At 61.6% G+C, this 4,622-nt stretch carries 6 protein-coding genes and 1 tRNA gene; 2 read left to right on the top strand and 5 right to left on the bottom strand.

Annotated elements, in window-relative coordinates:
• The 5 genes from KKO72_RS20720 to KKO72_RS20700 form a co-directional block, all read right to left on the bottom strand.
• The coding region (locus KKO72_RS20720; RefSeq protein WP_214943746.1) for a hypothetical protein at window positions 1–723 on the bottom strand (723 nt) is incomplete at its 3' end.
• A 107-nt stretch (window positions 724–830) separates the two neighbouring features.
• Window positions 831–906: transfer RNA gene (locus KKO72_RS20715), tRNA-Arg, on the bottom strand.
• A 198-nt stretch (window positions 907–1,104) separates the two neighbouring features.
• Window positions 1,105–1,644 (bottom strand): DUF2946 family protein, encoded by a 540-nt coding sequence (locus KKO72_RS20710; protein ID WP_214943743.1) that lies wholly within the window; start codon window positions 1,642–1,644, stop codon window positions 1,105–1,107.
• Window positions 1,637–2,623, bottom strand: coding sequence for a YheT family hydrolase (locus KKO72_RS20705; RefSeq protein ID WP_214943740.1), 987 nt, complete (start codon window positions 2,621–2,623; stop codon window positions 1,637–1,639). The genes KKO72_RS20710 and KKO72_RS20705 overlap by 8 nt, the downstream gene beginning before the upstream one ends.
• 38 nt (window positions 2,624–2,661) lie before the next feature.
• Window positions 2,662–3,111, bottom strand: a complete 450-nt coding sequence (locus KKO72_RS20700; RefSeq protein ID WP_214943737.1) for a nuclear transport factor 2 family protein — start codon at window positions 3,109–3,111, stop codon at window positions 2,662–2,664.
• Between the two features lie 159 nt (window positions 3,112–3,270).
• On the opposite strand from KKO72_RS20700, the gene KKO72_RS20695 reads away from it, so the two are divergent.
• Both KKO72_RS20695 and KKO72_RS20690 read left to right on the top strand, forming a co-directional pair.
• The gene (locus KKO72_RS20695; protein WP_214943734.1) at window positions 3,271–3,864 is read left to right on the top strand and encodes a LemA family protein; all 594 of its coding nucleotides are present in this window, start codon (window positions 3,271–3,273) and stop codon (window positions 3,862–3,864) included.
• Window positions 3,861–4,622, top strand: a 762-nt coding sequence (locus KKO72_RS20690) for a YgcG family protein (RefSeq protein WP_214943732.1), incomplete at its 3' end; no start/stop codon positions are given. The genes KKO72_RS20695 and KKO72_RS20690, both read left to right, overlap by 4 nt.

Here is a 4,622-nt window from a genome sequence, read left to right as displayed (position 1 = left end):
CCTGTATTGGTTCTGCGGTAGCGTGGCCATGTAGTCGGTAACCACCGCGCCCAACGTGAGCACCACCGGGGCGCTCTGCGGGGACTCGGGAAGGGGCGGCGGGGCAACATGACGGCCAGATAAGCGGCGGGCGCTGGGCTCGGTGTAGTGTTCATCTATCGCAGCGGCGAACTCGAAGACAAACGAACGGAAGCTGGGATGCTCACGATCCACAGGGATGCACGCAGCTATCAAAAACGCCTCGGCTACCGGCGACAGACCTTCAGCCCCTTGTGCGGACAGCACCTGGCCAGAAATCTGCGTAAGGGCCTCGTGTAGGGACTCAATCTCGGATCGTGGGGAACCGGTACGTATGGCTGCGTACTGTGCCCGGTTGAAGCTCTGCGCAATATGCTTCGCAAGGCCTCGCATGTCATCCTCCGTGCGCTCACTCAAGGGGCGGGGACGGGGCCTCATGGCTTCCTCGGCAAGTTCCCTGCGTCTGTCCTCAAAGACTCCCTGCACTGCGATGTAGTGCATGAGGGCCAAGCGTTCAGCCTCGCGGCCAGCCTTCAACCCGAGGTTCACCGTGGGCCATTGTTCTCCGAACTGGTGGTGTAGGTCTTTGGGTACGCGAAGGCGAAAGTACGCCCGTCCATCTGTCTTGACGTGATAACCAGACCACTTGGGCATAGTCTCCCCTGCATCGAACAGTCGGACCAGCGAGGCGGGTTTGGAAGGCATGCCGCGCCGCAATGTGTCCGGGGTTGTGTCCGGGCGGGAGCGCGTAAGAGATTGATTTACTTGGCAACTCATACGAATCAAATAGATACGCGAGTTTCGCTGAAGATTGGTGCGGCTGGCGGGGATCGAACCCACGACCCTTGGCTTCGGAGGCCAATACTCTATCCACTGAGCTACAGCCGCATGCTTGACGCGAACCGTGGATTGTAGGTGCTTTCCGGGCCTGGTCCGCACAGGGGCGCGTTGATGCGTTTCTGTTTGCTCGGGTCACCTCGTCCCCAGGTGCCTGGTCAGTCGGTCTTTTTTGAGGGTGATCACGGCACCTCTCCCTGAATTCAAGATCATTTTGGCCGTCAGCCCTTATTCCAAAAGGGCGTCACGCTATGCATTTTGCATAGCCATTGGACTGAGGACAAAACCGAACCTCGCTGGCACATCCTGGCTCGGCACATCCTGGGGCAACCACAGACCGAGGTCTACCGCGTCGGCCGCCAAACCCATGTCCTGGGTGTGCACCAAGCCCAAACCGGTGTCTGTCTGCAAAAACAGATGGCCATGTTCGTCGAGCCAGCACGTCTGGATAGACGCATCACGCCCGATGTGGTCCTTGACCGAGAAGTCGGCCTGCACCCGCCAGACCAGCGGTGCCATCTGCAGCTCCACAAACACCCGCTGCGGCCCGTTCTGGAAAAACCAGCGACCCTGACCGTCAGCGCTGTAGTTGCGGCCAATGAAGTCGATCAGTTTGTCGTGTTGCAACAACGAACCCTTGCTGCCCGGCAAGCCGCTGGCAAACGCCCCGGCGGCCTGTGCCTGGTCATCGCGCAGGTACCAGTTGCCACGCGCGTCCAGTCCCAGCCAGCCGTAACAGTCGGGCACGTTGGGCCACTTGGCCATGGCCTGGTGGACGATGTCATCCATGGGGAGCTCCGTGTTGTGCCAGCCAGCCGCCCACCTGCTCGGGCAAGCTGCGCAGATGGCCAGGCGGTTTGCCTGCGGCAAAACCCACATGGCCACCATGGCGGGGCTGCCACAGGGTCACGTGCTGGCCCACACTGCGCAGGTGGGGCAGGCTGTGGCCGGGTACAAACGGGTCGTTCAGGGCGTTCACCAGCAGGGTAGGCACCTGGATGCTGGCCAACTGTGGTTTGGCCGAGGCCCGCGCCCAGTAGTCGTTGGTGTTTTTGAAACCGTGCAACGGGGCGGTGAAGACGTTGTCGAACGCATACAGGTCCGTGGCCGCCTGCAGCGCCTGCGCATCAAACAGGCCCGGGTGCTGGGCCAGCTTGCGCAGCGCCTTGGGTTTCATGCTGGCCAGGAACATGCGTGTGTAGATCTGCCGGTTCCAGCCTTGGCCAATGGCCTGGCCACTGGCTGCCAGATCCACCGGCGCGGAGATGCTGGCAACCGCATCCACCACCTGGCCCGCGCTCTGCCCGGCTTCTTCTGCCCAGCGCAACAAGGCGTTGCCCCCCAGCGACACACCCACCGCCAGGATGCGCCCATGGTGCTGGCGCCGCAAGGCCTGCAACACCCAGCCGATTTCTTCATAGTCGCCCGAGTGGTAGGCGCGCGCGGCCAGGTTGATCTGGCCGCTGCAGCCCCGGAAGTGCGGCACCACATAGTTGAAGCCCTGTTGCTGCGCATACTCGGCAAACGCCAGCGCGTAATGGCTGCGGGACGACCCCTCCAGACCATGGAACAGCACCAGCAAGGTGCCCGCTAGCGGTGTGTCCAACCAGTCCAGATCGATGAAATCGGCATCCGGTGTGGTCCAGCGCTCGCGCCGGTAAGGTGTGATCTTGGCCGTAGCCTGGGTCTGCTGGCGGCGCGCGTTAAGGGCTGGCCAGATGGTTTGCACCTGCCCGCCTGGCAACCACCAGGGAGCTATGTAGTTCATAGCTACTTGTCCTTTATTGATAAGGGCTAGATGCCAATTTAGTGTAGAACGTGGGGTGGGTCAGAGATGTCCTCAGAGTCATGCGCTCCACCGGCGCTGACATGGTGGGCCACCATGCGCCAACCCTGGGTGGTCTTGAAATAGACGTTGGTGGCAATGGCAAAGGCCTCGACCGAGCCCTCACTGGTGAGGATGTCGAGGCGTTCACGCACACTGTGCACCGCGCTGGTCATCGACTCGATCTTGCGCAGGGATTCCACCTGGATCCGCACCGCGCCGTGGCTGAGCACCATCTCAAAAGCGGCACGCACAGCACCCAGGCCCACCAGGCGCGGGCTGCCGGGGTGGATGCAGACGACATCGTCCTCATCGGCCCAGCAGGCCATCAGCCGCTCGATATCGCCGCTTTGCAGCGCCTCGTAGAAGCTGGCTTCCGTTTCATCAGCGCTGCCACCGATGGCGGCGGGCTTTTGGGGTGCTTTGGACATGTGGGCGGCCTGTTGAGATGGAGCCCGATTTTGCCTTTGCTTTCCGACACCACGTGAACGCTACTGGCCAAATACACACACACCTGCCTTGAATTCCACGCCAACGCCACGAAGTGGCGAAGCAGGCCTGTGCTACCGTTGTCCTTTTTTCGCTGGGAGATGTCTATGAAACGCTGGTTCTTGGTGCTTGCTGCCACGCTGATGCTCGGTGGTTGTGGCTACAACGATTTTCAGAGTCTGGACGAACAGACCAAGTCCGCCTGGAGCGAGGTGCTCAACCAGTACCAGCGCCGCGCCGACCTGGTGCCCAATATTGTGGCCACCGTCAAGGGTGAAGCCGCGTTTGAGCAAGAGACCCTGACCAAGGTGATCGAAGCCCGCGCCAAAGCCACCTCGATCCAGGTGACCCCCGAAACGCTGAACGATCCCGAGGCCTTCAAGAAATTCCAGGCCGCCCAGGGTGAACTCGGGACGGCCTTGAGCCGCCTGATGGCCGTATCGGAGCAATACCCCAACCTCAAAGCCAACGAAGGCTTCAAAGACCTGCGTGTGCAACTGGAGGGCACCGAGAACCGTGTCACGGTGGCGCGCAACCGCTACATCCAAGCGGTGCAGCAGTACAACGTGTTGGCCCGCAGTTTCCCGAGCAACCTGACCGCGATGGTGTTTGGTTACCACCCCAAGGAAGGCTTCACCGTGCAAAACGAAGCGGCAATTTCCACCCCACCGGTGGTTGACTTCAACAAGAAATGAATCGCTTGTTGGCGGTTCTCTCCGCCGGTCTGCTGGGTTGGCTGTTGACGCTGGGGATCGCCCTGGCGCAACAGGCCGTGCCTCCACTGACCGGTCATGTGGTCGACACCACCGGCGCCCTGGGTGCCCCACAGCGTGAGCAGCTGGAGGCCAAACTCACGACCTTTGAACAGGCACGCGGTGCCCAGCTGGTGCTGCTGCTGGTGCCGACCACCCAGCCCGAGGACATCACCAGTTATGCCAACCGGGTTGGCAACACCTGGAAAATCGGTCGCAAGGAGATCGGTGACGGTGTGTTGCTGGTGGTGGCGCTGAACGACCGTCGGGTGCGCATCGAAGTCGCCAAAACTCTGGAAGGCGCCATTCCCGATCTGGCCGCCAAACGCATCATTGACCAGGCCATCACCCCGCGTTTTAAGCAAGGGGATTACGCGGGCGGCCTGGACGCAGCGGTTGACCGGCTGATGGCGCTGATCACCGGCGAGGCCTTGCCTGTGCCTGCCCAGACGAGGACAAGCAAGCAGACGGGTGACGATGGTTTCAATTGGATGGATTTGGGCATCTTTATGTTCATCGCTGTGCCGGTGGTGGGTGCTGTCACCAAACGCATCTTGGGCACGCGACTGGGCTCCGTGGCGACTGGCGGTGTGGCTGGGTTCATCGCCTTGATACTCACCAGCAGCCTGCTGATCGCCGGACTGGCTGCCGTCGCTGCGCTGGTGTTCACCCTGTTGGCCGGTGTGTCCACAGGTGGCCGC

Origin of the sequence: Rhodoferax sp. U11-2br (assembly GCF_018619435.1) — a bacterium.
Lineage (GTDB): Bacteria > Pseudomonadota > Gammaproteobacteria > Burkholderiales > Burkholderiaceae_C > Rhodoferax.
The sequence above is the reverse complement of the archived record's forward strand: the minus strand, read 5'-3'. Positions and strand labels throughout refer to the sequence as shown.

What these genes read in the sequence shown, in the direction of transcription:
- KKO72_RS20700 (WP_214943737.1), bottom strand. Translation starts at nt 3,111, where the DNA reads ATGTCCAAAGCACCCCAAAAGCCCGCCGCCATCGGTGGCAGCGCTGAT.
- KKO72_RS20695 (WP_214943734.1), top strand. Translation starts at nt 3,271, where the DNA reads ATGTCTATGAAACGCTGGTTCTTGGTGCTTGCTGCCACGCTGATGCTC.
- KKO72_RS20710 (WP_214943743.1), bottom strand. Translation starts at nt 1,644, where the DNA reads ATGGATGACATCGTCCACCAGGCCATGGCCAAGTGGCCCAACGTGCCC.
- KKO72_RS20705 (WP_214943740.1), bottom strand. Translation starts at nt 2,623, where the DNA reads ATGAACTACATAGCTCCCTGGTGGTTGCCAGGCGGGCAGGTGCAAACC.